Here is a 26,414-nt window from a genome sequence, read left to right as displayed (position 1 = left end):
CCTCATTCTCCCGCTCCGCCGTGGAGGCTCTGCACCGGGTTGGCGGTGAGCTCCTCCAGGCCCGCCCGTCGCCCACCACACCCTCAACCGAAGCGCTTCGCGCTACACCTTTGATCCCAGGTCGCCCCGGATCTGGTCCACGGCCGCGTACGCGCTCGCGATGCAGGCCGGGATGCCGACGCCGTCGTACTGCGCGCCGCACACCGCGAGCCCCGGCAGCTTGCCGACGTGGTCGCGGATGCGGGCCACGCGCGCGTGGTGGCCGACGGGGTACTGCGGCAGGCCGTCGGTCCAGCGGGTGACGCGGGTCTCGACGGGGGTGGCGTCCAGGCCGGTGGCCGCACGCAGGTCGTGGCGGGAGACCGCTACCAGGTCGGCGTCCTCGCGCTGGAGGATCTCCGTCTCGCCGTACCGTCCGACGGAGGTGCGCAGGACGAGGAGGTCCGGGTTCTCGTCGCCGATCCAGCCCCACTTCTGGGAGGCGAACGTAGACGCCTTGATGGTGCGTCCCTCGACGGGCGGGACGAGGAAGCCGCTGCCCTCGGGGAGCGTGACGTCAGCGCGGTGGTAGGCGAGGGTGACCAGGGCCATGGAGGCGTACTCGACGGCGGTGAGCTCGGTGGCGGCCGCGGGTGACTCGGTGCGCAGCAGACCGGCGGCGACGGGAGCGGGGGCGGCGACGATCACCGCGTCGGCGTGCCGGACCCGGTCCCCCGCGACGACCCGCCAGCCGCCGGACGCCTCGCGGCGCAGCTCCGTCACGGGCGCCCCGGTCACGATCTCGCCGCCGCGCTCCCGCACCGACTCGGCCACCGCGAGCGGCAGCGAGCCGACCCCGCCCGCGATGCCCATGAACACCGGGCCGGTCTGCTGGCCCGCCGCGGCCTTCGCCTGGATCTCGCGGACCGCCTCGGTCAGAGAGTCGTGTGTCCGCGCGGCCTGGAAGAGCTGCGGGACCGCCGAGCGCATCGAGATGCGGTACGCGTCGCCCGCGTAGACCCCGCCGAGGAGCGGCTCCACGAGGCGGTCGACGACCTCGCGGCCCAGCCGCGCCGCCACGTACTCCCCGACCGCCACGTCGTCGCCGACCTCCGTGCGTGGCAGGTCGGCGTCCTGTCCGATGCGGGCGAGACCCTCGTCGGACAGCACGCCGGTGAGGGCGTCGGCGGTGCCGGGGACGCCCATCACATGGCCCTTGGGCATCGGGCGCAGGGCGCCGCGGGTCCACAGCGAGGCGGTCGCGGTGGCGGGCGGCTGGAGGAGGTCGGTCAGGCCCACCTCGCGGGCGAGGGTGACGGCCTCGGGGCGGCGGGCGAGCATCGACTCGGCGCCGAAGTCGACGCGGGCGCCCGCGATCTCGCCGGGCAGCAGCTTGCCGCCGACGCGCTCCGAGGCCTCCAGCACGGTCACCCGGGCCCCCCGCCGCAGCAGCCGGTGCGCGGCGGCCAGCCCCGCGATCCCGGCTCCGACGACGACGACATGCCCGGTGTCCGTACCCGTTGCGCTCATCCCCCCACTTTCTCAGACCCCACTGACACCCCCGCGGCGGCCCGGTGTCCTTCACGAGTCCCGACCGTGACCGCATCGGGACCGTTTTTCTCCAACGTCCGGGCCCGCTCCGGCGTCGTAGGAGCGTCAGTCGTCACAACCCTCGGGGGTAGCCCGCATGCGCGCACGACGTTCCGTACGACCCGTTCAGGCCCTGGCCGGTCTCCTGCTGGCCGCGGCCCTCGCGCTGACCGGCTGCAGCGCCGACGGCGCTGATTCCGCCGGCACGACGGCCGACAAGGCCGACGCGCAGAGCGACGCGAAGGAGGCCGCACCCGGTGGCGCGGCCGACGGCGCCGGCGGGGCGGGCGCCGTCAAGGCGACCGCGCCGCCCAAGGTCACCAGCCACATCATCCGCACCGCGTCCCTGACCGTGCAGGTCAAGGACGTACCGAAGGCCCTCGACGAGGCGCGCGGCACCGTCGAGAACGCGGGCGGCTACGTCGGCAACGAGTCCACCAGCCGGGACGGGGACGGCCGCGAGCGCACCCGGGTGGTGCTGCGAGTGCCCGTCGACCGGTACGACACGGTCCTCGACGAGCTCCAGGGCGCCGGCAAGCTCCTCGAACGCACGGCGAAGGCGCAGGACGTCACCGATCAGGTCGTCGACGTGGACAGCCGCATCAGGTCGCAGCGCGCCAGCGTGGCGCGGGTGCGCGAACTGATGGACCAGGCGACCGATCTCAGCGACGTGGTGACGCTGGAGGGCGAGCTGAGCAGGCGGGAATCCGACCTGGAGGCGCTGCTGGCCCAGCAGTCGTCCCTGAAGGACCGCACCAGCCTGGCCACCATCACCCTGTCCCTGTCCGAGACGCCGGTGAAAAAGGCGGTCCAGGAGGACGACGACCCCGGGTTCACGGACGCGCTGGCGGGCGGCTGGGACGCGTTCGTGACGATGCTGCGCTGGCTGGCCGTGGCGATCGGGGCGGTGCTGCCGTTCGTGGCGGTGGCCGCGCTGATCGTCCTGGTGTGGCTGCGGATCGTCCGCCCCCGGCTGCCGCGCCGCCCCGCCGCCGCGCCCGCGTCGACCGCGCTCGGCCCGCTTCCGACGGCCCGGCAGGCGCCCGAGCCCACCCGTCCGCGGGAGGGCGGCGAGGAGCACTGAGCCGCTGCCGGTGCAATGAGTGGGACTGAAATGCCCTGCGCACGTAGCGTGTTCGTATGAGCATGAGCCGTACGAAGCGTGGGCCGGAGCGTCTGGTCGTGATCGGCGGCGACGCTGCGGGGATGTCCGCGGCGTCGCAGGCCCGACGGCTGAAGGGCCCGGACGAGCTGGAGATCGTGGCGTTCGAGCGCGGCCACTTCACGTCCTACTCGGCGTGCGGGATCCCGTACTGGGTGGGCGGTGACGTCTCCGATCGGGACCAGCTGATCGCCCGGACGCCCGAGGAGCACCGGGCGCGCGACATCGACCTGCGGATACGCACCGAGGTCACGGAGATCGACGTGGCCGGCGGGCGGGTACTTGCGCGTGACGTCGATTCCGGTGCCGAGTCCTGGACGTCGTACGACAAACTCGTGATAGCGACCGGTGCCCGCCCCGTCCGGCCGGATCTTCCGGGCGTGGACGCGCCCGGCGTGCACGGCGTGCAGACGCTCGACGACGGCCAGGCGCTCATCGACACACTGGCAGGCACACGTGGCCGTCGGGCGGTCGTGGTCGGCGCGGGCTACATCGGCGTCGAGATGGCCGAGGCGCTCATCAACCGCGGCTACCAGGTGACGGTCGTCAACCGGGGCAGGGAGCCGATGTCCACGCTCGACCCGGACATGGGCCGGCTGGTGCACGAGGCGATGACGGGCCTGGGCATCACCATGGTCGACGACGCCGAGGTCACCAAGGTGCTCACGACCGACGACGGCCGGGTGCGGGCGGTGGCCACGCAGGACGCCGAGTACCCGGCGGACGTGGTCGTGCTCGGTATCGGCGTGCGTCCCGAGACGGGGCTCGCCGCGGCGGCGGGGCTGCCGCTCGGCGCCCACGGCGGCCTGTTGACCGACCTGGCGATGCGGGTGCGCGGGCACGAGAACATCTGGGCCGGCGGCGACTGCGTGGAGGTCCTCGACCTGGTCTCGGGCCAGCTGCGGCACATCGCGCTGGGCACGCACGCCAACAAGCACGGACAGGTCATCGGCACGAACGCGGGCGGCGGGTACGCCACGTTCCCGGGCGTGGTCGGCACGGCGGTCAGCAAGGTGTGCGACCTGGAGATCGCGCGTACGGGCCTGCGGGAGAAGGACGCCCGCAGGGTGGGCCTGCGCTTCGAGTCGGTCACCATCGAGTCGACCAGCCGCGCGGGCTACTACCCGGACGCCGCCCCCATGACGGTGAAGATGCTCGCCGAGCGCCGCACGGGACGGCTGCTCGGCGTGCAGATCGTCGGCCGGGAGGGCGCGGGCAAGCGAGTCGACATCGCCGCGGTGGCCCTGACGGCCGGCATGACGGTGGAACAGATGACAGCCCTGGACCTGGGCTACGCCCCTCCGTTCTCCCCGGTCTGGGACCCGGTCCTGGTGGCGGCCCGCAAGGCAGCTCTGAAAGTGCGGACCTCCTGAACCGACAGATCCGGGGTACGGGACGCTCCCGCGGCAAGGGACCCTTCCGCGGGAACGGACTCCTACGCGGTGCCGTTGATCCTCTCTATCGCCTGCCTCGCCTGGTCGGCCGGAGGCCTCGGCGGCAGCGACGAGACGGAGGCGCTGCTGGTCATGGGGGCCGGCTGCTCCCCCGCGGGCTTCGCGTGGGCCGCCGACCGGGCCGACCGGAGCCGGTTGCTCACCGCCTCGTCGAGGGTCACTGGCCGCTGCATCTGCGCGGCCATCCGTCCCGCCTCCTGGCCCAGCCGTGCCACGTCCTCCCAGGGCAGTCGCACCACCAGCGAGAGCTCCGCCTCGCCGTCGGGCGTTGCGTGCATCGGAGGAGTAACTCGGTCGTTCATCGCCTGTTCCTCACGTCGTCCCCGCGACCCGCCTTCCCCGTGCCGCGGGCGGTTGAGGAGACATACGCACAGGCGGACGGTGGCGTTCACCGATTCGCCGCCCGCATCGGGGGCACTACTTCCTTGTGGTCATCCCCGTCCATGACGTGAACCCCGTGAGCCGCACTCCCTGGGTGACGCATGCGCTGATCGCCGCGAACGTCCTCGTCTTCCTTCTCATGCCCGGCCTCTCCGGTTCCGTGGCGGGCGACAGCAACCTGGCCCAGCTGTGCCACCTCCAGGCGTTCCTGGACCACTACGCTGCCGTGCCGCAGGAGCTGATCCACCATCAGCTGCCGCGGCTCGTGCCCACCGGCGACGTCGGGGTGGGGGCGCGGGGCGCGGGCTGTGTGGTGGGCCCTCCGACGTACGACAAGTCGCCGCCCCTCAGCGTCCTCACGGCGATGTTCCTGCACGGCGGCTGGCTGCATCTGCTGGGCAACATGCTGTTCCTGCTGATCTTCGGCAACAACGTCGAGGACCGCATGGGCCATGTGCGGTACGCGCTCTTCTACGTCGCCTGCGGCTATGCGGCGTCGTACGGCTTCGCGCTGTTCAACGCCGACTCCGCCGACCCGCTGATCGGCGCGTCGGGAGCCATCGCCGGGGTGTTGGGCGCCTATCTGGTGCTGTATCCGAAGGCCAGGGTGTGGGTGCTGGTGCCGTTCCTGGTCTTCCTGCCGCTGCGGCTGCCGGCCTGGCTGGTGCTGGGCTTCTGGTTCGTGCTGCAGGCGGTGTACTCGTCCGGCGAGGGCGTCTCCGGCGTGGGCACCGTGGCGTACGCGGCGCACATCGTCGGTTTCCTCGCGGGCATGCTGCTCGCCTGGCCGCTGAAGCCGGGGACGCCCCCGCCGCCGGAGCCACGCGGCCTGCTGTTCGGCAGGCGGGCGAGGCCCCGGCACACCTGGTGAGCGCGCGCGTCAGCGGACGGTCTGGGTGTGGACGTACTCGACGAGCCGGGTCAGCGCGTCCGGGTTGGTGGACGGCATGACGCCGTGGCCCAGGTTGAAGATGTGGCCCTCGAGGCCGGCGGCCGCGTCGAGGACCTCGCGGGTCTTGGTCTCGACGGCCTCGGTGCCGGCGAACAGGACGGTCGGGTCGAGGTTGCCCTGGAGCGCCTTTCCGGGGCCGACGCGGCGGACGGCCTCGTCGAGCGGGACGCGCCAGTCGACGCCGACGACGTCCGCGCCGGCCTCGCTCATCGGCTTCAGCAGCTCACCGGTGCCGACGCCGAAGTGGATGCGGGGTACGCCGTAGCCGGCGACGGCCTCGAAGACCTTGGCGGAGGCGGGCAGCACCGACCTGCGGTAGTCCGCCGGAGCCAGCGCGCCGGCCCAGGAGTCGAACAGCTGGACCGCGCTCGCGCCCGCCTCGATCTGGACCTTCAGGAAGGCGGCCGTGATGTCCGCGAGCCGGTCGAGCAGGTCCGACCAGAGCTCGGGGTCGCCGTACATGATCGCCTTGGCGTTCTCGTACGTGCGCGACGGACCGCCCTCGACGAGGTAGCTCGCGAGGGTGAAAGGCGCGCCCGCGAATCCGATCAGAGGGGTGGAGCCGAGCTCGGCGGTCAGCAGGCCGATGGCCTCGGTGACGTAGGAGACGTCCTCGGGGGTGAGGTCGCGGAGCTGGGCGAGGTCCGCGCGGGTGCGGATCGGGCGCTCGACGACCGGGCCGACGCCGGGCTTGATGTCGAGGTCGATGCCGATCGCCTTGAGCGGGACGACGATGTCGCTGAAGTAGATCGCCGCGTCGACGCCGTGCCGGCGCACCGGCTGGAGAGTGATCTCGGTGACCAACTCGGGCCGCATGCAGGACTCGAGCATCGGGATGCCCTCGCGGACCTTGCGGTACTCCGGCAGCGAGCGCCCGGCCTGCCGCATGAACCACACGGGCGTGTGCGGCACCGGCTCACGCCTGCAGGCCCTGAGGAAGGCGGAATCCTTGACGGCGTCGGACGTGGCTGTCGGCTGCGCCGGGCGCGGGCTCGCCTGGCTCTCGTTGGCACTCACGGGGCAAGTCTCGCACGCCACCGGACCCGGCCCCGACGGCAACCCCGACGCCCGGCAACTGGGTGTCCCTCCCTGCGCGAGGCCCCCGTTCCCCTTAATCTTCCCCGCATGGCTGCGGCTCAGGGACGACTGTCGGACGGCACTGGCGGGATGGACGAGGCGAAGGACACCGAGGAGGGCGAGGGGCATACGAGCAGGTCGGTTCCGCCGCCCTTCCGGGCGGCCGTGGACGCGCTGAGAGCGGCGCGGTTGCGGCCGCAGATCGAGGTGGAGCCGACACCGGCACCGAAGCGGCTCGCTCCGCACGCGTACGCGCTGGAAGCGGCGGTCGTCGAGGGCGACCAGGACCTGGCGGACGGCCGGCTGGTGCTGCTGCACGACCCGGACGGGCACGAGGCCTGGCAGGGCACCTTCCGGCTGGTGACGCTGGTGCGCGCGGAGCTGGAGCCCGAGATGGCCGCCGATCCGCTGCTGCCCGACGTCTGCTGGTCGTGGCTGACCGGAGCGCTCACCGCGCGCGGTCTGACGTGCGGCGAGCCGAGCGGCACGGTCACCCGTGCGAGCTCGCACTACTTCGGTGGTCTGTCCGAACGTCCGGCCGCCTCGCAGATCGAGATCCGCGCGTCCTGGACACCCCGGGAGGGCCTGGGCGGGGTGCCGGACGCGGCGGCGCACCTGGCGGCCTGGTGCGATCTGCTGGCCCAGGTCGCGGGACTGCCGCCGGCCGGTCCCGGTGACGCGTCGGTGGTCACACTGCCGCAGCGCCGGGACCCGCAGTCGCGCTGAACTCCCTCTGCCCTGCGCTGAACCAACCAATGAACCAACGGTCGACCCTCGTCGACCTCTTTTTCCGATCTCTTTGTCGATACGGCCACTTTCGGCCAGGTATTGGACGCAGAGCGAAACCGTTCGATCTTCGGGTGATCGATCGCGTGTCCGAATTGCACGGATTGTTACTCACTAGATCGTGATCATTCTCTAAAGGCGGACGGGTTTGGTGCCGAAGACGACTGTGACCTTGAAAGCACGATTCGTCCCGGCTTCCTCCCCACAAGCCGGCCCCGTCCCCCACCCAGGAGGCCTGGTGTCCGTTCTCCTCGAGCAGCCCGCAAGCCTGGTCGCCTACCGCCCGAACAAGCCGACCGCCATGGTGGTCGTGGCCGACCCGCGCGTCCGCTCCACCGTCACCCGCCACCTGTGGGCGCTCGGTGTGCGCGACGTCATCGAGGCCTCGTCCGTCGCGGAGGCTCGTCCCCGCATCGGCAACCCCCGCGACATCTGCGTCGCCGACGTCCACCTGCCCGACGGCTCCGGCCTCACCCTCCTGTCCGAGACCCGCGCCGCGGGCTGGCCCAACGGGCTCGCCCTGTCCGCCGCCGACGACATCGGCGCCGTACGCAACGCGCTCGCCGGCGGAGTCAAGGGCTACGTCGTCACCGGCACCCGTACCAACCTCGGGCTCCCCACCCGACCCGGCGCCGCCCCCATCGGCGCCGCCGCCGCCCGTATGCACCGCCGCCCCCCGGGTGCCCCGAGTCACCCGGGCGGCTACCGCGAACTGTCCGGCCGGGAGGTCGAGGTGCTGCGACTGGTCGCGGAGGGCCAGTCGAACAAGGCGATCGGCGTCTCGATGGGCCTGTCCGCCCTGACCGTCAAGAGCCACCTCGCCCGCATCGCCCGCAAGCTCGGTACGGGTGACCGTGCCGGGATGGTCGCGGTGGCCCTGCGCACCGGGATCATCCACTGACGCCCGCCCTTCACGGACGTGAACCCGATCGACCGTCGATCTTCGTCCGCGTATCCACCCCCAGTGAGCCGGATCTTTCACCGAGCTGACTGGTTTACGACCCCCAGGCGCCCGCCGACGGAACGTTCCGTCGGCGGGCGCTGTCCATACATGGATACCCTTGACAGGTGACCGACGCCCAAGAGACCGCAGCAGACGTTTCACTGCGAACCACCGGAGGCGCCCCTCCGGACGACGGCGGATCTTCTGTTACGGGGGCGCCGAACTCCGAGCCCGGCCCTGAAGCGATCCCCTTGCTGGAACCACGCGAGGGGATTCCGCCGGTGATCGCCGACGACGAGTCGCTCGCGGAGGTGATCGCCGCCTTCGCCGCCGGCTCCGGCCCCGTCGCCGTCGACGCCGAGCGCGCGTCCGGCTACCGCTACGGCCAGCGCGCCTATCTGGTGCAGCTGCGCCGTGAGGGCGCGGGGACCGCGCTGATCGACCCCGTGGCCTGCCCCGACCTCTCGGGCCTGGGCGAGGCGCTCTCCGGTGTGGAGTGGGTACTGCATGCCGCCACCCAGGATCTGCCGTGCCTGCGGGAGATAGGCATGGTCCCCACTCGGCTGTTCGACACCGAGCTGGCCGGCCGGCTCGCCGGGTTCCCCCGGGTGGGCCTCGGCGCGATGGTCGAGGGCGTGCTGGGCTTCGTACTGGAGAAGGGCCACTCCGCCGTCGACTGGTCGACCCGGCCGCTGCCCGAGCCGTGGCTGCGCTACGCGGCACTGGATGTGGAGCTGCTCGTCGACCTGCGGGACGCGCTGGAGAAGGAGCTGGACCGGCAGGGCAAGCTGGAGTGGGCGCAGCAGGAGTTCGACGCCATCGCGTCGGCGCCGCCGCCGGAGCCGCGCAAGGACCCCTGGCGGCGGACCTCCGGGATGCACAAGGTGCGGCGGCGTCGGCAGCTCGCGGTGGTGCGCGAGCTGTGGCAGACGCGGGACCGCAACGCACAGCGGCGGGACGTGTCGCCGGGCAAGGTGCTGTCCGACGCGGCCATCGTCGAGGCGGCGCTCGCCGTTCCGGCCAATGTGCACGCGCTCGCCGCGTTGAACGGGTTCGGGCATCGGATGGGCCGGCGGCAGCTGGAGCAGTGGCAGGCGGCCGTCGACCGGGCCAAGGAGTTGGCCGACGCGCAACTGCCGCAGCCGGGGCAGCCGGTGACGGGGCCGCCTCCGCCGAGGGCCTGGGCCGACAAGGATCCCGAGGCCGCGGCCCGGTTGTCGGCGGCCCGGGCGGCCGTCTCGGCGCTGGCCGAGCAGCTCACCATGCCGCAGGAGAACCTGATCACGCCCGACACCGTGCGACGGGTCTGCTGGGAGCCGCCCGCCGTCGTCGACGCTGAGTCCGTGGCCGCCGCGCTGGCGGGGTTCGGGGCTCGGCCGTGGCAGGTGGAGCAGGTGACGCCGGTTCTGGTGGCCGCGATGTCCGCGTAGCCGCCGCGGGCGCTCTCACCTCGTCGCTCCTCGCATGAAGCCGTTGTAGATGAAGCGTTGCAGGCTCAGGAAGACGATCAGGGTCGGCAGGATCACCAGGACCGCTCCTGCCGAGATCGTCTCCCAGTGGGCGGCGTAGGGGCCCTTGAAGCGGAACAACGACGTCGAGATCACGCCAAGATCCTCCGAGGGCATGTAGAGGAAGGGGATGTAGAAGTCGTTGTAGACGGTGATCCCCTTCACGATCACGACCGTCGCGATCGCCGGCCTGAGCAGGGGGAAGATGACCTTGCGGTAGATCGTGAAGGCGCCTGCGCCGTCCAGCCGGGCCGCCTCGTCCAGGGAGATCGGGATGGACCGTACGAACTGCAGGAAGATGTAGATCGAGACGATGTCCGTGCCCATGTAGAGCACGATCGGCGCCCACAGCGAGTCGAACATCCCGAAGCTGTTCACGATCTGGAAGGTCGCGACCTGGGTGGTGACGCCCGGGACCAGTGCGGCGACCAGGAAGAGCGCGACCACCAGTTTCCTGAAGCGGAACGTGAAGCGGTCGATGGCGTACGCCGTCATCGAGCCGATGAGGACGGTGCCGCCGATGGAGAACAGCAGGATGACGGCGGTGTTGCCGAACGCCGACAGCATCTCGCCGCCCTCGAACGCCGACACGTAGTTGTGGAAGTTGAGCGGGTCGTCCGGGAGCGACAGGGCCCCGCCGCCGTCCGCCATCTCCTTCTCGGACTTGAGGGAGGTCAGCAGGACGACGCCGAGCGGGAGCAGGACCACCAGCGTGGCGGAGATCAGCGAGAGATACACCAGCGTCCGGGCCACGGCACGACGTGTCATACGAGGTCCACCCTGTCGTCGGGGACGAGGCGCCGCTGTACCCAGGTCACCAGCAGGATGATCAGCAGCAGCACGATCGCGGCCGCCGAGGCGAGCCCCGTCTTGTTGAAGCGGAAGGCCAGGTTCAGCGTCTGGATCACGAAGGTCGCGGTCCCCGTCGCCCCGCCGGTCATGATGTACGGGATCTCGAAGGCGGACAGCGAGCCGGAGATCGACAGGATCACCGTGAGGGTGACCACGGGTTTGATGCCGGGCGCGATGATGTAGCGGAACTGGTGCCAGCGGTTCGCGCCGTCCAGTTCCGCGGCCTCGTACAACTCCCCCGGGATGGACTGGATCGCGCCGAGGAACAGCACGAAGTTCACGCCCATGTAGCGCCAGACCGAGACGCCGGCCAGCGAGGTGTTCGCGGAGACCGGGGTCCCGAGCCAGGCGTGGTCGGAGTGGTAGCCGAACAGGCCGAGCACCGAGTCGAGGGTGCCGCCGTCCTGGAAGAAGTAGAGGAACACGAAGCCGATCGCGACCCCGTTGATCAGGTACGGGAAGAAGAGCACGCCCTTGAAGAAGTTCCGGAAACGGATGTTGAAGCTCAGGATCGTCGCGAAGTAGAGCGCGGCGACGATCTGCACGACGGAGGCGGCGAGGTAGTAGCCGCTGACGAAGAAGACCCGGAAGAGGTCTTCCCGGGTGAAGATCTCGGTGTAGTTCCCGACGCCCGTGTAGTGCAGTTCCGGGCTCACACCGTCCCAGTCGGTGAGGCTGTACGCGGCCATGTTGGCGATCGGCACGTAGGTGAAGGTGATCAGCAGGGCGAGCGGGGCGATCAGGAAGAGCCAGGGGGTGATGCCCCGCCGCAGCCGCCTCCGGCGTGGGGCGGGGGCCGGGGCGGAGGCGGCGGGCGCCGCACCCGCCCCGGCCCGGAAGGCCGCCTTCTCGGTGACGTCCGCCATCAGGAGCCCGAGTTCTTCTGCGCCTCGGTCCAGCGCTCGCTGAGGTCGGCGAAGAAGCCGTCGAGGCTGCCCTTGCGGGCGCCGCGGGCGAGATCGACGAGCTTCTGCCGGTACTCGGGTGCGTAGATGCCGGTCTCCGACTGGTTGTCGATGCTCTTGACCTGGGCGCCCTTGCCGTCGTCCACCTCGATGAACTTCACGCCCGCGTCCTCGTACGGCTTCAGCACGGCGGGCAGCGGTGCGTCCCTGAGCGGGGAGATGGCCAGGTTGTCCTGGGCGTAGGTCGACTTGTCGGTGAACCAGTCGATCCAGGCGCGGGCCGCGTCCTTGTGCTTCGAGTGGACGTTGACGGCCTGGTTGTAGTCGGGGCCGATCACCGCGCAGAACTTGCCGTCCACCTGGGACGGGAAGGGCATGAAGCCGATGTCGTCGGGGTTCACGCCGGCCTTCTTGGCGGCATCCTGGAACTGGACGAGCGCCCAGGTGCCGAGCCACTGGGTGGCGATCTCGCCCTTCGCCGTCCGGGGCTTGGACTCCTCCCAGTTGCTGGTCGTCGGGTCCTTTTCGATCAGGCCCGACTTCACGGTGTCGTACAGCAGGGTGTCGCCCACGCGCAGGTCGGCGTCCTTCGCCCACGGGTCGCCCTCGGCCAGCTTGTCGGTCGCCTTGGCGTCGCAGTGGACGGAGCCGTTGACGGACGTCCACGAGGTCAGCGTCCAGCCGGCCGCGAAGTTGGTGTAGTACGGGATCGCGTCGGTCTTGGACTTGATCGCCTTGAGGTCGTCCAGGAACTCGGCCGGGGTGGTGGGCCAGTCGGTGACACCGGCCTCCTTCCAGACCCGCTTGTTGTAGACGAATCCGGGGCTCACGCCGACCGGGGTCTGTCCGTAGACCTTGCCGTCGACGGTGGTGAAGTCGGTGAAGCGGTACTTCTTGCCGCGCTCCTGCTGGGTCCCCAGCGAGGCGAAGAACTTCGGGTAGTCGCTCTTCTTGATCACCGCGGGGATCAGCAGCACATCGCCGTAGTTCTCCGTGTTCATACGGATCTTGACTTCGGACTCGTAGTTCGTGAGGGCCTCGAACTCGACCTTGACCTTCGGATAGGTCTTGTTGAACTCGGCGGCGTACTTCTTCATCGTGCCGTCCTGCACGAGGTCGGTCCGCACGGTGAGGACCTTGATGGTTCCGGTGACCTTCGACGGATCGTCGGGCGCCTTGGCGTCGGCGCCCTTCGACGTTCCTCCGGTGCCGGTGCAGCCGGGTATCAGCAGGGCGGCCCCGACGACCATGGCGAGGATGTGGCGGCGGTTCATGTGCATCAGCTCCGTTCACGGGACGGACGAGCACGTACGAGATGGCTGATTCGGCACTCTGACAGCGCTTTCTCAACCGGTAAAGTCCCATTCCCGCCAACGATGAAGAAGTGGCGCTCAATGCTGGGGTAGACCGGTTTAGGGAGTGCGCATGCTGGAGGCCACACCGCTCACCGAGGACTGGATCCTGAAGCATGAGGGGGACCGGCTCCCGGCGACCGTGCCGGGTTGCGTGCACACCGATCTGCTGGCGGCGGGGGTGATCCCGGACCCGTTCCTCGGACAGGGCGAGACCGAGGTCGCTTGGGTGGGACGACGGGAGTGGACGTACGAGAGGGACCTGGCGGCGACGAACGGGCACGAGCAGACCGACCTTGTCTTCGACGGCCTCGACACCGTCGCGGAGGTTCTGCTCGACGGCCGGCCCCTCGGCCGGACCCGGAACATGCACCGCTCGTACCGCTTCGACGTGACCGGCCTCGGCGGGCGGCTGTCGGTGCGGTTCGCCTCCGCGTACGCCGAGACGGAGGCCGTGCGCGGGCAGTTGGGCGAGCGGCCCGCCGCCTATGCCGAGCCGTACCAGTACATCCGCAAGATGGCCTGCTCCTTCGGCTGGGACTGGGGGCCGACCCTGGTGACGGCCGGGATCTGGCGGCCGGTGCGGCTGGAGCGGTGGTCGACGGCCAGGATCGCGCGGGTGCGCCCGCTGGTGACCGTCGAGGACGGTCTGGGGCGGGTCGAGGTGCGCGTGGACGTCGAGCGCTCCCGGGTCGAGGCGGAACTCGCGCTGGAGGCGACGGTCGGCGGGGTGCGGGCGCGTGCGGAGATCGACGGGACGACCGGGACCGTGCGGATCGAGGTGCCTGACGTACGACTGTGGTGGCCGCGTGGTTACGGTGAACAGCCGCTGTACGACGTCGAGTTGACGCTCCTTCACGAGGACCGCCCGCTGGACGTGTGGCGGCGCCGGATCGGTTTCAGGACCGTCGAGCTGGACCGCCGGCCCGACCCGCACGGCACCGGTTTCACCCTCGTCGTCAACGGGGAGCGGCTGTTCGCGCGGGGCGTGAACTGGATCCCGGACGACGTCTTCCCGTCCCGGATCGGCCGGGACCGCTACCGGGAGCGGCTGCGGCAGGCGGCCGACGCCGGTGTGGACCTGGTGCGCGTGTGGGGCGGCGGGATCTACGAGAGCGAGGACTTCTACGACGCCTGCGACGAACTCGGGCTGCTGGTCTGGCAGGACTTCCCGTTCGCGTGTGCGGCCTACCCGGAGGAGCAGCCGCTGCGCGGCGAGGTGGAGGCGGAGGCCCGCGAGAACGTCGTACGGCTGATGCCGCATCCCTCGCTGGTCCTGTGGAACGGCAACAACGAGAACCTGTGGGGCTTCAGGGACTGGGGGTGGGAGGAGCGGCTGGCCGGGGACTCCTGGGGCGAGGGGTACTACCTGGGCGTACTGCCGCGGGTGGTGGCCGAGTTGGATCCGACACGGCCGTACGCGGCGGGCAGTCCCTGGTCCGGGTCGTGGGAGCACCATCCGAACGATCCGGCGCACGGTACGCACCACTCGTGGGAGGTGTGGAACCGGGAGGACTACGCGGACTACCGCGCGAACGTGCCGCGTTTCGTCGCCGAGTTCGGATGGCAGGCGCCGCCCGCGTACGCCACCCTGCGGCGCGCGCTTCCGGGTGAGGAGCTCGCCCCCGACTCCCCCGGGATGCTGCACCACCAGAAGGCCGACGACGGCAACGGCAAGCTGGAGCGCGGGCTGGCCCGTCATTTCGCCCTGCCCGAGGGGGACTTCGACCGCTGGCACTACCTCACGCAGATCAACCAGGCCCGCGCGGTCGCCGCCGGGATCGAGCACTGGCGGTCGCACTGGCCGGTGTGCGCGGGAACGGTGGTCTGGCAGCTCAACGACTGCTGGCCGGTGACGTCATGGGCGGCGATCGACGGGGACGGCCGTGAGAAGCCGCTGTACCACGAGCTGCGGCGGCTGTACGCGGACCGGCTGCTCACCCTTCAGGCGCGGGAGCGGGGCCTGGTGTCGGCCGCCGTCAACCAGTCGGCGCAGGCGTGGTCCGGCACCCTGACCCTGCGGCGGATGTCCGTCGAGGGGCTGGTGATCGGCACGGCGAGCGTGAGCTTCACGGCCGGGGCGCGGTCGGTGGCGGACTTCGGGGTGCCGCGGGAGCTGGAGCCCGTGGGCCCCAAGGAGTTCCTGGTCGCGGACGCATGGGGGTCCCCCCGCTCGAGCGACGCCGAGACCGGGGAAGCGCTGCGAGCCCTGCACTTCCCGGCCGTGGACCGCGAGATCCCTTATCCCCGGCCGCAGTTCGACGTCGCGCTGGTGCCGGGCGGGATCGAGGTGACGGCGCGCACCCTGGTACGGGATCTGCTGCTCCAGGCCGACCGGCTGGATCCGGCGGCGTGGGCCGACCGGGGGCGCCTCACGCTGTTGCCCGGTGAACGGGTGACCATCGGTGTGCGGGGGTGGAAGGCTCGGGACGGTCGGGACGCAGCCGCCGCCCGCGAAGCCTTGTACTGCATGGAGCCCCATCGATGACAGCCCAGTCGGCCTCCCGCGTCACCATCAAGGACGTCGCCGCGCGCGCCGGCGTGTCCAAGGGGGCCGTGTCCCTCGCCTTCAACCACAAGCCGGGCCTGTCGGAGGCGACCCGGGACCGGATCTTCGAGGCGGCGCGGGAACTGGGGTGGGCGCCGAGCCCGACCGCCCGGACGCTGGCCGGGTCGCGGGTGGACGTGGTGGGGCTGGCGATCTGCCGGCCCGCCCGGCTGCTCGGCCTGGAACCCTTCTACATGGACTTCGTCTCGGGGGTGGAGAGCGTCCTGATCGAGCGTTCCTGCTCGTTGCTGCTGCGGCTGGTGCGGAGCGTGGAGGAGGAGGTCGGGCTCCAGGAGACCTGGTGGCGGGGGCGGCAGATCGGCGGATCCATCCTCGTCGACTTCCGCGCGGACGATCCCCGGGTGGCCGGGGTCGAGCGGCTCGGGATGCCGGCGGTCGCCGTCGGGCACCCCTCGCTGACCGGTGGCCTCACCTCCGTGTGGACCGAGGACGCCGACGCCGTGACGGAGGCGGTGCGCTATCTCGCCGCGCTCGGGCACCGGCGGATCGCCCGGGTCGGGGGCGCGGCGGCCCTCGGGCACACCTCCATGCGTACCGCCGCCTTCGACGAGGCGGCCCGCGCGCTGAAGCTGGCCGGGGCGCGGCAGGTGGCCACGGACTACTCCGGGGAGGCGGGGGCGCGGGCGACGCGGGCGCTGCTGACGGCGGCGCCCCCGGACCGGCCGACCGCCATCGTGTACGACAACGACATCATGGCCGTGGCGGGGCTCTCGGTGGCCGCCGAGATGGGGCTGAGCGTGCCGGACGACGTCTCCCTGCTCGCCTGGGACGACTCCCAGTTGTGCCGGCTCACGCATCCGACGCTCTCCGCGATGAGCCATGACGTGCACGGTTTCGGGGCGGAGGCGGCCCGGACGCTGTTCGGGGTGATCATGGGAGAGGGCCCGGGGTCCCATCCCGTGCCCACTCCGGTACTGACTCCGCGGGGCTCGACGGCGCCGCCGAAAGTGTGACGTTCGCCGCTTGGGGCGGGGGGGCTGTGCAGCTACGTTACTCATAAGTAGCATGGGTACTGAGCGCGCGCTCAGCGCATCGCAGCAGTGCCGATCCCGCACCCTGGAGGAGAGCCATCGTGCCTCGTACCGTCAAGGACGTCGTCTTCGTCGACGGCGTCCGCACCCCGTTCGGCAAGGCGGGCCCGAAGGGCATCTACCACGAGACCCGGGCCGACGACCTCGTCGTGAAGGCGATCCGGGAGCTGCTGCGCCGCAACCCCGGCCTCGACCCGAAGAAGATCGACGAGGTCGCCATCGCCGCGACCACGCAGATCGGCGACCAGGGCCTGACGCTGGGCCGCACGGCCGGCATCCTCGCCGGTCTCCCCCAGTCGGTCCCCGGCTACTCGATCGACCGCATGTGCGCCGGTGCGCTCACGGCCGTCACCAGCACCGCGGGCTCCATCGCGTTCGGCGCCTACGACGCCGTCATCGCCGGTGGTGTCGAGCACATGGGCCGCCACCCGATGGGCGAGGGCGTGGACCCGAACCCCCGCTTCGTCAGCGAGAAGCTGGTCGACGAGTCCGCCCTGTTCATGGGCATGACCGCCGAGAACCTGCACGACCGCTACCCGACCATCACCAAGGAGCGCGCCGACGAGTACGCGGTGCGCTCGCAGGAGAAGGCCGCGAAGGCGTACGCCAACGGCAAGATCCAGGCCGACCTGGTCCCGATCTCGGTGCGCCGCACCAACGCCGAGGCCGGTGAGACGGGCTGGGGTCTGGTCACCGCCGACGAGCCGATGCGACCGGGCACCACGCTGGAGAACCTCTCCGGCCTCAAGACCCCGTTCCGCGTGCACGGCCGGGTCACCGCCGGCAACGCGGCCGGTCTGAACGACGGCGCCACCGCGTCGATCATCGCCAGCGAGGACTTCGCCCGCGAGCACAACCTGCCGGTGAAGATGCGCCTGGTCTCCTACGCCTTCGCGGGTGTCGAGCCGGAGGTCATGGGCTACGGCCCGATCCCGGCCACCGAGAAGGCCCTCGCCCAGGCCGGTCTGTCGATCGAGGACATCAACCTCTTCGAGATCAACGAGGCCTTCGCGGTCCAGGTCCTGGCCTTCCTGGAGCACTACGGCATCGCGGACGACGACGCCCGCGTCAACCAGTACGGCGGAGCCATCGCGTACGGCCACCCGCTGGCCTCCTCCGGCGTCCGTCTGATGACGCAGCTGGCCCGCCAGTTCGAGGAGCAGCCGGAGGTCCGTTACGGCCTCACCACCATGTGCGTCGGCTTCGGCATGGGCGCGACGGTCATCTGGGAGAACCCGCACCACAAGGACGCCGGAGGCGACAAGTGAGCACCACTGAACTCCTGAAGGGCGCGGCCGAGCTGTTCCCCGACGAGGTCGTGACGTCGGCGCACGTACGCCACCTCGACCTGCCGTTCGGTGCGGGCCGGTTCGCGCTCATCACGCTGGACAACGGCTTCGACCACACCAAGCCGACCACCTTCGGTCCGGCGTCGCTGGCGAACCTCGACACCGCCATCGACCAGGTCGAGAAGGAGGCCGCGGCCGGCGAGATCGTCGGTGTCGGCATCACCGGCAAGCCGTTCATCTTCGCCGTCGGCGCCGACCTCAAGGGCGTCGAGCTGCTGAAGGAGCACAAGGACGCGCTGGCCATCGGCAAGGGCGGCCACGAGGTCTTCAAGCGGCTGGCCGGCATCGCGGTGCCGACCTTCGCGTACTACAACGGCGCGGCGATGGGCGGCGGCGTCGAGGTCGGCCTGCACTGCGAGTACCGGACCGTCTCCAAGGCGCTTCCGGCGTTCTCCCTCCCCGAGGTCTTCCTCGGTCTGGTCCCCGGCTGGGGCGGCTGCACCCTGCTGCCGAACCTGATCGGCGCCGACAAGGCCGTCTCGGTGATCATCGAGAACTCGCTCAACCAGAACAAGCAGCTCAAGGGTCAGCAGGTCTTCGACCTCGGGATCGCCGACGCGATCTTCGAGGGCGCCGACTTCCTGGAGCAGTCGCTGATCTGGACCGCCCAGGTCCTCAAGGGCGACGTCGAGGTCGAGCGCCCGGTGATCGACCGCGGCGAGGCCTGGGACCAGGCCGTCGCCAAGGGCCGCTTCATCGCGGACAGCAAGGTGCACGGGGCCGCTCCGGCCGCCTACCGCGCCCTCGACATCATCGCCGCCGCCAAGAACGGCGACCTCCAGCAGGGGTACGACGCCGAGGACAAGGCGCTCGCCGACCTGATCATGGGTGGCGAACTGCGGTCCGGCATCTACGCGTTCAACCTGGTGCAGAAGCGCGCCAAGCGCCCGGCCGGTGCGCCGGACAAGTCGCTGGCCCGCCCGGTCACCAAGGTGGGTGTCGTCGGCGCCGGTCTGATGGCCTCGCAGCTCGCGCTGCTGTTCCTGCGCCGCCTCGAGGTGCCGGTCGTCCTGACCGACATCGACCAGGAGCGCGTCGACAAGGGTGTGGGCTACGTCCACGCCGAGATCGACAAGCTGCTCGGCAAGGCCCGCATCAACCAGGACAAGGCCAACCGCCTCAAGGCCCTGGTCTCCGGTGTGCTGGACAAGGCCGAGGGCTTCGCGGACGCGGACTTCATCATCGAGGCCGTGTTCGAGGAGATCGGTGTCAAGCAGCAGGTGTTCGCTGAGGTCGAGGCGGTCGCCCCGGCGCACGCGATCCTCGCCACCAACACCTCCTCGCTGTCGGTCACCGAGATGGCCTCGAAGCTGAAGAACCCCGAGCGGGTCGTGGGCTTCCACTTCTTCAACCCGGTGGCGATCCTCCCGCTGCTCGAGATCGTCCGCGGCGAGCAGACCGACGACGCCTCGCTGGCCACCGCGTTCGGTGTCGCCAAGAAGCTGAAGAAGACGGCGGTTCTGGTGAAGGACGCCCCGGCGTTCGTGGTCAACCGCATCCTGACCCGCTTCATGGGCGAGATCCAGAACGTCATCGACGAGGGCACCCCGGTCGAGGTCGCCGAGAAGGCCGTCGAGCCGCTCGGACTGCCGATGTCCCCGCTGGTGCTCCTGGAGTTGGTCGGCCCGGCGATCGGCCTGCACGTCTCCGAGACGCTCAACCGGGCCTTCCCCGACCGCTTCACGGTCTCCGAGAACCTCGCGGCCGTCGTCAAGGCGGGCAAGCGTGGCTTCTACGTCTACGACAGCGGCAAGCCGGAGTTGGACCCGGAGGTCGCCGCGCTGCTGAAGCAGGGCGACAGTGTCCTCACCGAGGAGCAGGTCCGCGAGCGCGTCCTCGACGCCGTGGCGCAGGAGATCGGGCTCATGCTCGACGAGGGCGTCGTCGCCGAGGCCCAGGACATCGACCTCTGCCTGATCACGGGTGCCGGCTGGCCCTTCCACCTGGGCGGCATCACGCCGTACCTGGACCGCGAGGGTGTCTCCGAGCGCGTGAACGGCAAGGCCTTCCTGGCCCCGGGCGTGGCGAGCGTCCCGGCGTAACGCGATACCCCTGAGGGGGGTGGGACGCATGGTGACCATCCATGCGTCCCACCCCCCTCTCTCGTGGCGTGCAATCCCCTGTCCCGGGACGTCACACCGGCCGCCAGGCCTCCAGGGCCAGCCCCGGCTCGTCCTTGCGCCGGGTCAGCAACAGGTGTCCGGTGGACGGGGAGAGGGTGGCCGCGACCACCCGGTCGTCCTCGTCCACGGCCAGCGACACCTCTGAGTCCAGGGGGAGTTGGGGCCCCGACTCGGTCCACCAGGCGCCGGCCGACTCCTGCTCGGTGGGGTACGCGGCGAAGGCGATCCGGCCGCTCGCGGAGCGCTGGGCGAGCAACGTGCAGTCGTGGCCGTCGAGTTCGCAGCGTACGGCGGCGACCGGGCCGGGACCGGCGGAGGCCAGCAGGGTGACGGGCTTGGCGCCCGGACGCCAGGCGCACAGGTCACCGGAGACGTCCGTGAAGAAGAGCGTGCTGCTGTCCGGGGAGGTGGCCAGGGCGCGCAGGGTGCCGGGACGGACCGGGGTCTCGATCGTCTCCCCCAGGACCGGCTGGGCGCCCGCCTCCTCCTGACGCCAGTGCGACATCCCGCCGGACGTGGCCGCGTACAGCTCGACGCGTCCGGACTCCCCCGTCACCGCCGCCAACTCGTCCTGCGTGTCACGCCCCTTGAGGTCGCGCCAGGGGTTCCAGCCGCCCTTCTCCTTCTGCGCGACCATGCTCACCCCGCCGCCCTTGTTGCGGACGAAGACATGGGCGCGGCCCTGGGCGTCGACCGCGACGGCGGGTACGCCGGTGCGCTCGCCCGCCTTGTCGGGGTGCCCGATCGGACTCCAGTCGAGGGCCGCGAGGCGGGGCCGGAAGTGCGTCGAGTGCACCAGGGCCGACTGACCGGGCTTGACGGTCCGCCAGGCGGCCAGATGGGCGTAGCCGTCGCCGCCCTGCCCGACCGCGAGCACGGGCTGCAGCCGCTGGTCGCCGCCCACCCGGCGGGGAGCGTCCCACGGGCCGTCCGGGCCGCGCTCGGCCCGGCACAGGACGGCGTCATCCGCGGGCAGATACACGCTGAGCCGGCCGTCACGGCCGCGTATGAGCCAGTCGCCGTTCACCGGTTCACTCTAAGCGGAGGTGGGGACCCGGCGCGTTCCACCCCCTGACAGGCGTCGCCCCCGCGGGCTGTCGTCGCCGTGAACGGGCAGGCTGGTCCTCAGCGAGAACCGCCGTACGAGAACCGCCGTACGAGAACAGGAAGTCGACGTCATGACCGACAGCGTCACCGTAAGCGTCCTGGGCACCGGGATCATGGGAGCCGCGATGGCCCGCAACCTGGCCCGCGCGGGGCACACCGTCCGGGCCTGGAACCGCACCCGCGACAAGGCCGAGCCGCTCGGCGCCGACGGCATCACGGTCACCGACACCCCGGCCGAGGCCGTCCGGGACGCCGATGTCGTCCTCACCATGCTGTACGACGGTCCCGCCGCCCTCGACGTCATGGGCCAGGCGGCGTCCGCCCTGCGTCCGGGGGCCGCCTGGCTCCAGTCGACGACCGCCGGCATCGAGATGATCGGCGAACTGGCCGACTTCGCCCGCGCGCACCGGCTGGTCTTCTTCGACGCGCCGGTGCTGGGCACCCGCGAGCCCGCCGAGGCCGGACAACTGCTCGTGCTGGCCGCCGGGCCCGTCGGAGGCCGCGACGCGGTGGCTCCCGTCCTGGACGCGGTCGGCGCCCGCACTGTGTGGACCGGCGAGGACGGCGCCCAGGGCAGCGCGACCCGGCTGAAGCTGGTGGCCAACAGTTGGGTCATCGCCGCCACCGCGGCCGCCGGTGAGGTGCTGGCCCTGTCCCAGGCACTCGGCGTGGACCCGCAGAGCTTCTTCGAGGCCATCGCCGGCGGCCCGCTCGACATGGGCTATCTGCGGGCCAAGTCTCAGCTCGTGCTCGACGACCGGCTCACGCCCGCCCAGTTCGCGGTCTCCACGGCCGCCAAGGACGCCCGGCTCATCGTCCGGGCCGGCGAGCTGAGCGGCGTACGGCTCGACGTGGCCGCCGCGAGCGCGGAGCGGCTGGAGCGGGCCGCCGCGCAGGGGCACGCCGACGAGGACATGGTCGCCGCCTACTTCGCCAGTTTCGACGAGAAGGAAGCCTGAGACCTGAGGGGGCCGACGGGGCGGCCCCGCGCTGGCCGGGGCGTAGGACCCGGGGCGCGGCGCGTGGCACCCTGGCCGCATGGACGACAACGCCCCGCTGCTGGTGATCGTGGACGCCGCGAACGTCGTCGGGTCGGTGCCCGACGGTTGGTGGCGGGACCGGCGAGGGGCCGCGGAACGGCTGCGGGACCGCCTGGCGGCGGACGGCGTACCGGGGCGTTCCGGCCCCGTGGAGATCGTTCTCGTGGTCGAGGGCGCGGCGCGTGGTGTGGAGCCGGTGCCGGGGGTACGGGTCGAGGCGGCGCCCGGCAGCGGGGACGACCACATGGTCGAGCTGGTGGCGCGGGCCGACGGGCGCACCGTGCTGGTCGTCACGGCGGATCGTGAACTCAGGCGCAGGGTGGGCGAGTTGGGGGCGGAGGTGGCGGGGCCGCGCACGGTCAGGCCGTCCTGACCGTGCACGTCGGCACCACCGCCCTCGGCCCGGCCCGCCACTTCGCCGGAGCCGGTTGGTTACTCCGCGTCGGCCACTCCGCGTCGGCTACTCCGCGGTGCCGTGCGGCGGCTTCGCCGCCTGGTCGGCGGTGGCCCGCTGTTGCAGTCCGAGACGGCTGTGGCCGCGGCCGTAGAGGAAGTACACGGCGAAGCCGACGGCCATCCAGATGCCGAAGCGCAGCCAGGTCTCGGCCGGCAGGTTCAGCATCAGCCACAGGGAGGCGACCACCGACACGATCGGCAGGACGGGCACCAACGGGGTGCGGAAGGTGCGGGGCAGATCGGGGCGGGTCCTGCGGAGGATGATCACCCCGATGGCGACGACGATGAACGCGAACAGCGTGCCGATGTTCACCAGCGCGGCGAGCTCGCTCAGGCTGGTGAAGCCGGCGAGGATCGCGATGATCACGCCGAGCAGGATGGTCGGGCGGTGCGGGGTCTTGAACCGCGGGTGGACGTGGGAGAACAGACGGGGCAGCAGCCCGTCGCGGCTCATCGCGAAGAAGACCCGGGTCTGACCGAGCAGCAGGATCATGCAGACCGTCGTCAGACCGACCGCGGCGCCGAAGCTGATGAAGCCCGCGAACCAGGGATGCCCGGTGGCCTTGAACGCGTCCGCCAGCGGGGCGTCCACGGACAGCTTGGTGTAGTGCTGCATGCCGGTCACCACGATCGACACGAGGACGTACAGGGTGGTGCAGATGAGGAGCGAGCCGAGGATGCCGCGGGGCATGTCGCGCTGCGGGTGACGGGTCTCCTCCGCGGCGGTGGCCACCACGTCGAAGCCGATGAACGCGAAGAAGACGACCGAGGCGGCGGTGAAGATGCCCATCACACCGAAGTTGGAGGGAGCCCAGCCGAACATCAGCTGGATGAGCGGGGAGTCGAGACCACCGCCCGCCTCCACGGTCTGCGCCTTGGGGATGAACGGGTCGTAGTTGTCGCCGTCGATGAGGAAGGCGCCCGCGACGATCACGGTCAGGACGACGGCCACCTTGATGGCGACCACGACGGCGGTGACCCGCGCGGAGAGCTTCGTGCCGACGACGAGGACGGCCGTGAGCACCAGGACGAGGGCGGCGGCGAGGATGTCGAAGCCGAAGCCGTCGGCTCCCTCTCTTCCGCTGAGCGCCGCCGGCAGGTGCCAGCCCGCGTTGTCCAGCAGCGAGGCGATGTAGCCGGACCAGCCGACGGCGACCACCGCGGTGCCGAGCGCGAACTCCAGGACCAGGTCCCAGCCGATGATCCAGGCGGGCAGTTCACCGAGCGAGGCGTACGAGAAGGTGTACGCGGAGCCGGCCACCGGGACGGCGGAGGCGAACTCGGCGTAGCAGAGCGCGGCGAGCGCGCAGACGACACCGGCCACGACGAAGGCCAGTGCGGTGGCGGGACCGGCGTTGTCCTTGGCCACCGTGCCGGTCAGGACGAAGATGCCGGTGCCGATGACGACACCGACGCCGAAGACGGTCAGATCCAGCGCGGAGAGGGATTTCTTCAGCGCGTGCTCGGGTTCCTCGGTATCGAGGATGGACTGCTCGACCTTCTTCGTCCGGAAGAGGGTGCTGCTCACGGGTACCTCCCACGCTGGGTCGTCCTCGATGAGAGGGGGCGTAGTGCGTATGCCCAGCGCGGGCGCATTCACGCGAACGGGCCGGTCATCCCACTGGCAGGAGTGAGATGACAGGCCCGTTCGGGCGGGTCAGTCGCGGGCGGGCTCCACCGATTCGACCTCGGTCGTGCTCCCGACGGGGGTCCCCTCGTTCGGGCGAAGCCGGGAGTGGGGGATGCCGTCCAGCTTCGAGACCAGGCCGGTGACCTGGCGGGCGATGTCGGGTGCGGTCAGCCCGATCTCCGTCATCACCTCGGCCCGGGAGGCGTGGTCGAGGAAGCGGGGCGGGATGCCGAAGTCGCGCAGCGGCACGTCGACGCCCGCGTCCCGCAGGGCCTGCGCGATCGTCGAGCCGACGCCGCCGACGCGGGAGTTGTCCTCGACGGTGACGACCACGCGGTGCCGCTCGGCGAGCGGGGCCATGGCCTCGTCGACGGGTTTGACCCAGCGCGGGTCGACGACGGTGGTGGAGATCCCCTGCTTGTCGAGCAGGTTCGCGATCTCCAGGCACATCGGCGCGAGGGCGCCCACCGAGACGAGGAGGACGTCGGGGGTGTCGGTGCCCGGCTCGCGCAGCACGTCCATGCCGCCGACGCGTCCCACGGCCGGTACGGCGGGGCCGACGGCGCCCTTGGAGAAGCGGACCACGGTCGGCGCGTCGTCGACGGCCACGGCCTCGCGGAGCTGGGCGCGGACCTGGTCGGCGTCGCGCGGGGCGGACAGCCTGAGGCCCGGCACCACCTGGAGGATCGACATGTCCCACATGCCGTTGTGGGAGGCGCCGTCGGTGCCGGTGACGCCGGCCCGGTCCAGTACGAACGTCACACCGCACTTGTGGAGGGCGACGTCCATCAGGACCTGGTCGAAGGCACGATTGAGGAATGTGGCGTACACCGCGAAGACCGGATGCACCCCGCCCTTGGCCAGGCCCGCGGCGGAGACGGCGGCGTGCTGTTCCGCGATGCCGACGTCGTAGATGCGGTCCGGGAAGGCGTCCGCGAACTTCTTCAGGCCGACGGGCTGCAGCATCGCCGCGGTGATCGCGACGATGTCCTCGCGCTCCTTGCCGAGCCGGACCATCTCGTCTCCGAAGACGGAGGTCCAGTCGGCGCCCGAGGCCTTGACCGGCAGGCCCGTGTCCGGGTGGATGGGGCCGATGCCGTGGAAGCGGTCGGCCTCGTCCTGGAGGGCGGGCTGATAGCCGCGGCCCTTCTCGGTGAGGCAGTGCACGATGACTGGTCCGCCGAAGCGCTTGGCACGGGCCAGCGCCGACTCCAGGGCCTCGATGTCGTGGCCGTCGATCGGGCCGACGTACTTCAGGCCGAGGTCCTCGAACATGCCCTGGGGCGCGATGAAGTCCTTGAGGCCCTTCTTGGCGCCGTGGAGGGTCTCGTAGAGGGGCCTGCCGACGACCGGGGTGCGCTCCAGGAGGTCCTTGCCGCGGGCCAGGAAGCGCTCGTACCCGTCGGTGGTCCGCAGGGTCGCGAGGTGGTTGGCGAGGCCGCCGATGGTCGGCGCGTACGACCGCTCGTTGTCGTTGACGACGATGACCAGTGGGCGGTCCTTGGCGTCGGCGATGTTGTTGAGCGCCTCCCAGGCCATCCCTCCGGTGAGGGCGCCGTCGCCGATCACGGCGACCACGTGGTCCTCGCGGTCGAGGATCTGGTTGGCCTTGGCGATGCCGTCGGCCCAGCCGAGAACCGTGGAGGCGTGGCTGTTCTCGATGACGTCGTGCTCGGACTCGGCCTGCGAGGGGTAGCCCGACAGACCGCCCTTCATCTTCAGCCTGGAGAAGTCCTGACGGCCGGTGAGCAGCTTGTGCACGTAGGACTGGTGGCCGGTGTCCCAGAGCACCTTGTCCTTGGGCGATTCGAACACCCGGTGCAGGGCGATGGTGAGCTCGACCACACCGAGGTTGGGGCCGAGGTGGCCGCCGGTCTTGGACACGGCGTCGACGAGGAAGTTCCGGATCTCCCCGGCCAGCTGGTTCAGCTGCTCCAGGCTGAGCCGGTCCAGATCGCGCGGTCCCCTGATGCGGGTCAGCAGCGGCACCCGTACCTCCTTGCAAGTAGAGCTGATCGAGCTGTTGCCGGGCTCGTCGAGTCTAATGTTCCGGCTGTGCGGCCGACGCCCGGGCGGTGCGTGATAGGTCACGCGATCGGCTGTAGCTGTACCCAAGATGTGCCGTTCCTACGACATGACTGTGCCCGGCACCACCATGGGTGCCGGGC

The 26,414-nt window shown here is 71.0% G+C and carries 20 protein-coding genes and 1 pseudogene; 12 read left to right on the top strand and 9 right to left on the bottom strand.

Going from position 1 to position 26,414, the window contains the following annotated elements:
* Positions 1–2: 2 nt before the first annotated feature.
* Positions 3–1,509, bottom strand: a pseudogene (gene hemG, locus OHA64_RS36315) (protoporphyrinogen oxidase).
* Positions 1,510–1,666: 157 nt separating this feature from the next.
* Between hemG and OHA64_RS36310 the strand changes: the two are divergent.
* Both OHA64_RS36310 and OHA64_RS36305 read left to right on the top strand, forming a co-directional pair.
* Positions 1,667–2,653 carry a DUF4349 domain-containing protein gene (locus OHA64_RS36310; RefSeq protein ID WP_405620509.1) on the top strand — a complete coding sequence of 329 codons (987 nt, stop codon included), beginning with the start codon at positions 1,667–1,669 and terminating at the stop codon, positions 2,651–2,653.
* 56 nt (positions 2,654–2,709) lie between these two features.
* Positions 2,710–4,104: an FAD-dependent oxidoreductase gene (locus tag OHA64_RS36305; protein ID WP_405620507.1), complete on the top strand. Its 1,395-nt coding sequence runs from the start codon at positions 2,710–2,712 to the stop codon at positions 4,102–4,104.
* 62 nt (positions 4,105–4,166) lie between these two features.
* Here OHA64_RS36305 and OHA64_RS36300 read toward each other — a convergent pair whose 3' ends face one another.
* Positions 4,167–4,487: a hypothetical protein gene (locus tag OHA64_RS36300; protein WP_405620505.1), complete on the bottom strand. Its 321-nt coding sequence runs from the start codon at positions 4,485–4,487 to the stop codon at positions 4,167–4,169.
* A 125-nt stretch (positions 4,488–4,612) separates the two neighbouring features.
* On the opposite strand from OHA64_RS36300, the gene OHA64_RS36295 reads away from it, so the two are divergent.
* On the top strand, positions 4,613–5,437 hold the full coding sequence (locus tag OHA64_RS36295; protein ID WP_405620503.1) for a rhomboid family intramembrane serine protease: 825 nt from the start codon (positions 4,613–4,615) through the stop codon (positions 5,435–5,437).
* Between the two features lie 9 nt (positions 5,438–5,446).
* Here the strand turns inward: OHA64_RS36295 and hemE are convergent, their stop codons facing one another.
* On the bottom strand, positions 5,447–6,535 hold the full coding sequence (hemE, locus tag OHA64_RS36290; protein WP_405620501.1) for a uroporphyrinogen decarboxylase: 1,089 nt from the start codon (positions 6,533–6,535) through the stop codon (positions 5,447–5,449).
* A 108-nt stretch (positions 6,536–6,643) separates the two neighbouring features.
* Between hemE and OHA64_RS36285 the strand changes: the two genes are divergently transcribed.
* From OHA64_RS36285 to OHA64_RS36275, 3 genes are all read left to right on the top strand, one after another.
* The gene (locus OHA64_RS36285) at positions 6,644–7,321 is read left to right on the top strand and encodes a DUF3000 domain-containing protein (RefSeq protein WP_405620499.1); all 678 of its coding nucleotides are present in this window, start codon (positions 6,644–6,646) and stop codon (positions 7,319–7,321) included.
* Between the two features lie 298 nt (positions 7,322–7,619).
* On the top strand, positions 7,620–8,282 hold the full coding sequence (locus OHA64_RS36280) for a response regulator transcription factor (protein WP_123992183.1): 663 nt from the start codon (positions 7,620–7,622) through the stop codon (positions 8,280–8,282).
* Between the two features lie 167 nt (positions 8,283–8,449).
* Positions 8,450–9,754 carry an HRDC domain-containing protein gene (locus tag OHA64_RS36275; RefSeq protein WP_405620496.1) on the top strand — a complete coding sequence of 435 codons (1,305 nt, stop codon included), beginning with the start codon at positions 8,450–8,452 and terminating at the stop codon, positions 9,752–9,754.
* Between the two features lie 15 nt (positions 9,755–9,769).
* On the opposite strand, the gene OHA64_RS36270 is transcribed toward OHA64_RS36275, so the two are convergent.
* From OHA64_RS36270 to OHA64_RS36260, 3 genes are read right to left on the bottom strand one after another with little or no spacing between them, the layout of a single operon-like run.
* On the bottom strand, positions 9,770–10,600 hold the full coding sequence (locus OHA64_RS36270) for a carbohydrate ABC transporter permease (RefSeq protein WP_405620494.1): 831 nt from the start codon (positions 10,598–10,600) through the stop codon (positions 9,770–9,772).
* Positions 10,597–11,550, bottom strand: a complete 954-nt coding sequence (locus tag OHA64_RS36265) for a carbohydrate ABC transporter permease (protein ID WP_405620492.1) — start codon at positions 11,548–11,550, stop codon at positions 10,597–10,599. The genes OHA64_RS36270 and OHA64_RS36265 overlap by 4 nt, the downstream gene beginning before the upstream one ends.
* Entirely contained in the window at positions 11,550–12,863 is a 1,314-nt protein-coding gene (locus OHA64_RS36260) for an extracellular solute-binding protein (RefSeq protein ID WP_405620490.1), read from the bottom strand. The genes OHA64_RS36265 and OHA64_RS36260 overlap by 1 nt, the downstream gene beginning before the upstream one ends.
* Positions 12,864–13,014: 151 nt before the next feature.
* Between OHA64_RS36260 and OHA64_RS36255 the strand changes: the two genes are divergently transcribed.
* The 4 genes from OHA64_RS36255 (at position 13,015) to OHA64_RS36240 (ending at position 19,932) form a co-directional block, all read left to right on the top strand.
* Positions 13,015–15,429 (top strand): glycoside hydrolase family 2 protein, encoded by a 2,415-nt coding sequence (locus OHA64_RS36255; RefSeq protein WP_405620488.1) that lies wholly within the window; start codon positions 13,015–13,017, stop codon positions 15,427–15,429.
* Positions 15,426–16,463, top strand: a complete 1,038-nt coding sequence (locus OHA64_RS36250; protein WP_405620486.1) for a LacI family DNA-binding transcriptional regulator — start codon at positions 15,426–15,428, stop codon at positions 16,461–16,463. The genes OHA64_RS36255 and OHA64_RS36250 overlap by 4 nt, the downstream gene beginning before the upstream one ends.
* A 119-nt stretch (positions 16,464–16,582) precedes the next feature.
* Positions 16,583–17,809: a thiolase family protein gene (locus OHA64_RS36245; protein ID WP_405620484.1), complete on the top strand. Its 1,227-nt coding sequence runs from the start codon at positions 16,583–16,585 to the stop codon at positions 17,807–17,809.
* The gene (locus OHA64_RS36240; RefSeq protein WP_405620482.1) at positions 17,806–19,932 is read left to right on the top strand and encodes a 3-hydroxyacyl-CoA dehydrogenase NAD-binding domain-containing protein; all 2,127 of its coding nucleotides are present in this window, start codon (positions 17,806–17,808) and stop codon (positions 19,930–19,932) included. Before OHA64_RS36245 ends, OHA64_RS36240 begins: the two co-directional genes overlap by 4 nt.
* 91 nt (positions 19,933–20,023) lie before the next feature.
* Here the strand turns inward: OHA64_RS36240 and OHA64_RS36235 are convergent, their stop codons facing one another.
* Entirely contained in the window at positions 20,024–21,040 is a 1,017-nt protein-coding gene (locus OHA64_RS36235; protein WP_405620480.1) for a hypothetical protein, read from the bottom strand.
* 151 nt (positions 21,041–21,191) lie between these two features.
* Here OHA64_RS36235 and OHA64_RS36230 point away from each other — a divergent pair, with 151 nt between their 5' ends.
* Positions 21,192–22,079 carry an NAD(P)-dependent oxidoreductase gene (locus OHA64_RS36230; protein WP_405620478.1) on the top strand — a complete coding sequence of 296 codons (888 nt, stop codon included), beginning with the start codon at positions 21,192–21,194 and terminating at the stop codon, positions 22,077–22,079.
* 79 nt (positions 22,080–22,158) lie between these two features.
* Positions 22,159–22,533 (top strand): NTP pyrophosphohydrolase, encoded by a 375-nt coding sequence (locus tag OHA64_RS36225; RefSeq protein WP_405620476.1) that lies wholly within the window; start codon positions 22,159–22,161, stop codon positions 22,531–22,533.
* An 87-nt stretch (positions 22,534–22,620) separates the two neighbouring features.
* On the opposite strand, the gene OHA64_RS36220 is transcribed toward OHA64_RS36225, so the two are convergent.
* Together OHA64_RS36220 and dxs are read right to left on the bottom strand one after the other, a co-directional pair.
* Positions 22,621–24,144, bottom strand: a complete 1,524-nt coding sequence (locus OHA64_RS36220) for an amino acid permease (protein ID WP_405620474.1) — start codon at positions 24,142–24,144, stop codon at positions 22,621–22,623.
* Between the two features lie 129 nt (positions 24,145–24,273).
* Positions 24,274–26,235: a 1-deoxy-D-xylulose-5-phosphate synthase gene (gene dxs, locus OHA64_RS36215; protein ID WP_405620472.1), complete on the bottom strand. Its 1,962-nt coding sequence runs from the start codon at positions 26,233–26,235 to the stop codon at positions 24,274–24,276.
* Positions 26,236–26,414: the final 179 nt, after the last annotated feature.

This window comes from Streptomyces sp. NBC_00076 (assembly GCF_045041235.1).
GTDB lineage: Bacteria > Actinomycetota > Actinomycetes > Streptomycetales > Streptomycetaceae > Streptomyces.
Note: the sequence above shows the minus strand (reverse complement) of the source record. Positions and strands in the feature narration are given on the sequence as shown.